The following is a 3,682-nucleotide window of genomic DNA, read 5'->3' as shown; positions in this document are numbered from 1 at the left end:
AACCCCCACCCGCCCGAGACCGGGAACACGTCGTAGAACTCGGCCCCCACCGACGAGCCCGGATGGTAGACCGCCGCCGCCTCGTAGCCCGGCACGTCGGGCAGGTTGCGCGGCGCGACGCTCGCCGACAGCGACTCCGCCGCCCGCGAACGGCTCTGGAAGCTCGTCTGCGCCCGCACCGCCAGCCCGAGCTGCAGGCCCACCTCCTGCATCACCGCCAGGTCCGCCAGCGCGTACGGCTGCTTGTCGTGCGAGCGCACCAGCGTCAGCACGCCGTCGCCGCGGCCGATCGGGACGCTCAGCAGCGAGCCCGCGCCCATCGCGGTCAGCACCGGGCCGTCGGCGCAGAAGCCGAGCAGCGTCTCGTCGTCCACCATCTCCTGCACCACGCCGGAGCCGCGCTCCAGCACCTGCGCGACCACCTGGCTGCCCGCCGGGTCGGCGGACTCGACCTGCCGCACCAGGTCGCCCAGCGGGTGGTTCTTGGGCGCCATGACGACGGAACGGCGCGGCACCCCGTCACGTATGACGTCGGCGATCACCCAGTCCGCCCACTCGGCGGCCAGCAGCCGCGTCGCGCGGTGCAGCGCGACCGGGCGCAGCAGCGCCTCCTCGTCCAGCAGCAGCGCGGCCATCTTGGCCAGCAGGTCCTGCCGCCGGGCCGCGGCCAGGAGCAGGGCGCCGTCGGACTGCTCGGGCCGGCGCGTGCCCGGCTCGGGCAACTGCACCTCGGTCGGCAGCGCCACCGCCGCCACCATCTGCTGCGGCTCGCCCGGCATCGTCAGCCGGGTCAGCGCGAGCTGCACGACGTGCGCGCGCCCCTGGTGCGCCAGCCGCGTCTCGAACGCCGACGGCTGCCCCGTCTGCAGCACCGACGTCAGGTGCGAGCGGAACGCCGCCCGCCGCGACACGTCCACCAGCAGCGGGAACGACCGGCCCACCAGGTAGCCGTCCGGGCTGCCCAGCATGCGGGAGGTCTCGGGGTTGATCCGCCGGACGACGCCGCCGCCGTCGAGCACGATGACGGGCACGGGGAACGCGCGGAACACCTGGCGCAGCAGCTTCAGCTCGCGTTGCGCGCCGTCCTTCTTGCCGCCCGCCCGCTTGGGGGCCTTGCGCAGCGCCTCGCGTGCCTCGGCCAGCAGCTCGGCGGCCGTGTCGAGCTCGGCGAGCGAGGCGTCGAGGATAGGCGCAAGGTCACCGGGGTAGGCGGTCCTCGCCTCGCGCAACGAGGACACGCGCCCGGCGAGCGCGTCCAGCGCGTGTTCGAGGTCCGGCATCGTCATGGTCTGACGCTACGCCACTCGGGATAACGCTAGCCATAAGGGGTAGAACCTTCTTGCTATGGAATCGACCGCGATGATCACTCCTGGGCTGGCGCGTGACCTGGCCGCACTCGGCCGGCTGGGAGAGGACACCTCGACCGAGAGCGTCCTGCGCGGCCTGACCGCGGCACTGACCGCGGGAGTCCCGGGATGTTCGGGAGCCTCCGCCGAACACTGGCGTGAGCACCGCGTGCTGGTCTCCGGCTCCCACAGCGAGCTGATCATGCTCGTCGAAGGCGAACGCGAGCTCGGGGAGGGCCCGTCCATCGAGGCCCGGCAGAGCGGCGGCCGCGCCACCGTGACCGACGTGCTCAAAGAGACCCGCTGGCCCCGCTACGACGCCCTGGCGACCCGCTGGGGAGTGCGCTCGGCGCTGGTGGTGCCCATCGAGGTGCCGCCCGCCCTGCTCGTCGTCGGCCTCTATTCCGTACGGCCCGGGGCGTTCTCCCCGCAGGGCGCCCACGCGCTCGCCGACATGCTGGCCGAGCAGGTCGGCGTGGCCATGTCGAACATGTGGGAGTTCGAGGAGGTGCGCACCGACGCCGCCCAGCTGCAGGAGGCCCTCGCCGGCCGGTCGGTCATCGACCAGGCCAAGGGCATCATCATGCAGACCAGCGGATGCACCGCCGAGGCCGCCTTCGACGAGCTGCGCCGGATCTCCCAGCATCACCAGGTCAAGGTGGCCGACCTGGCCAGGAGACTGGTCGACGAGCACCAGCGCAAGTCGGCGCGTCGCCCTAGCTCTTGAGTGCGGCGAGCGCGTCGCCCAGGGTGTCGTAGATCGGCAGCCGCTGCGCCAGCCCCGTGATCCACATCACCTTGGACTTCGTGTACTCGACCCCGATCAGCGCGAACTTGGCCCCCGAAGTGAGACTCGTCTGCCAGTGGTGCACGATCAGGCCCAGCGCGCGCGAGTCCATGAACGTCACCTCGGCGAGGTCGAGGATCAGGTCGGCGCCAGCCATCGCCAGGTAGTCGGCGAACTGCTCCCGAGTCGTGGCGTCGAGCACGCCGTCGACACGGATCACCGTGATCTCGTCCACGGTCGACGACGTGAGGCGCAGGGCCGCGAGGGGCCCCTCACCGTTCTCCGGCATTGTCACGGAGCAACCCTACTGTCACCGCGCGACCGAGGAATACTTCCCGCGGGAGGGGGGACACTGGATCCGAGGTCCAGCAGAGGGCTTTGGTCTCGAGAGTAGAGCGAGGCGTGCCTCTGCCTGGGCTTTTTCGTTCGGGGAGGCCGCCTGCGAATCCATATGAGGAGCAGCGATGGCTGTGCAGGAATACATCCTCGAGGACATGACCGCGGAAGAACTCCTGGCCGAGATGGTCAAGGAGGAGACCCCCGACAGCCTGAAGGAACGCCTGCGCGAGCGCATCGTCGAGATGCACAGGCCGCTCGCCATGGAGATCGCCCGACGCTACCGCTACCGCGGCGAACCTTTGGAGGATCTCCTCCAGGCCGCGTATGTTGGCCTGATGAAAGCCGTCAACGGCTTCGACCCGACCCTCGGCCACGCGTTCAGGGGCTACGCGGTCGTGACGATGACCGGCGAGGTCAAGCGGCACTTCCGCGACCGCACCTGGGCCATCCGGGTGCCCCGTCTCTACCAGGAACGCCGCTCGGAGCTCAACAGGCTGGTCGCCGACCTCAGCCAGGATCTCGGCAGGTCCCCGACCGTGGCGGAGCTGGCCGCCAAGATGAACATCAGCGAAGAGGACGTCCTGCTCACGCTCGACGCCTCGGCCGCGTACAGCACCCTGTCACTCGACGCGCCGCTCGGCACCGACGACGACGCGGCCTCGCTCGGCGACGTCATCCCCGAGGACGACGACACGCTGAGCACCATGGTCGACCGGGAGGCCGTCAAACCGCTCATCGACGCGCTCCCGTCCCGCGAGAAGCACATCCTCCTGCTGCGCTTCTTCGGCAACATGACGCAGGCCGAGATCGCGGCCGAGTTCGGAATCTCACAGATGCATGTGTCACGCATCCTTCGCAAAGTTCTCGACCAGCTACGCTCCGAGCTGGTCGGCTGACGAGGACGGTCGCCGGGTGAACGAAGGCGCAGAGCCTGAGGCGGGCCTTGTGAGCCCGCCACCCGGCGCGCCCGTGAAACAGCTCCGCTTCGCGCTGCCGGACCTGCCGCGGGTCCGGCAGTTCGCCGAGTCCGAGGCCCGCCAGGCCGGCATGCCCGAGGACGCGATCGGCGACTTCGTCATCGCCGTCAACGAGGTGGCCACCAACGCCGTCACCCACGGCGCCGATACGGCGTCCATGCGGACGTGGACCAGCAGCGGGGACCTGGTCGTCGAGGTGCACGACGGGGGCGTGTGGAAGCCGGGGCCGATGC

The 3,682-nt window shown here is 70.5% G+C and carries 5 protein-coding genes; 3 read left to right on the top strand and 2 right to left on the bottom strand.

Annotation, left to right across the window (positions count from 1 at the left end):
- Positions 1-1,286 (bottom strand): PAS domain-containing protein (locus tag E1286_RS46465; protein ID WP_246075735.1); only part of this gene is annotated, 1,286 nt, incomplete at its 3' end.
- A gap of 58 nt (positions 1,287-1,344) precedes the next feature.
- Between E1286_RS46465 and E1286_RS46460 the strand changes: the two genes are divergently transcribed.
- Positions 1,345-2,073 carry a GAF and ANTAR domain-containing protein gene (locus tag E1286_RS46460; protein WP_132623695.1) on the top strand — a complete coding sequence of 243 codons (729 nt, stop codon included), beginning with the start codon at positions 1,345-1,347 and terminating at the stop codon, positions 2,071-2,073.
- Here the strand turns inward: E1286_RS46460 and E1286_RS46455 are convergent.
- Complete coding sequence (locus E1286_RS46455; protein ID WP_132623697.1) at positions 2,063-2,422, bottom strand: STAS domain-containing protein; 360 nt, start codon at positions 2,420-2,422, stop codon at positions 2,063-2,065. The genes E1286_RS46460 and E1286_RS46455 overlap by 11 nt on opposite strands.
- A gap of 175 nt (positions 2,423-2,597) precedes the next feature.
- Here E1286_RS46455 and E1286_RS46450 point away from each other — a divergent pair, with 175 nt between their 5' ends.
- Together E1286_RS46450 and E1286_RS46445 are read left to right on the top strand one after the other, a co-directional pair.
- Entirely contained in the window at positions 2,598-3,368 is a 771-nt protein-coding gene (locus E1286_RS46450) for a SigB/SigF/SigG family RNA polymerase sigma factor (RefSeq protein WP_132623693.1), read from the top strand.
- A 73-nt stretch (positions 3,369-3,441) separates the two neighbouring features.
- Positions 3,442-3,682 (top strand): ATP-binding protein (locus E1286_RS46445; protein WP_246075734.1); only part of this gene is annotated, 241 nt, incomplete at its 3' end.

The sequence above is a fragment of the Nonomuraea terrae genome (assembly GCF_004348995.1).
Classification (GTDB): domain Bacteria; phylum Actinomycetota; class Actinomycetes; order Streptosporangiales; family Streptosporangiaceae; genus Nonomuraea; species Nonomuraea terrae.
Note: the sequence above shows the minus strand (reverse complement) of the source record. Positions and strands in the feature narration are given on the sequence as shown.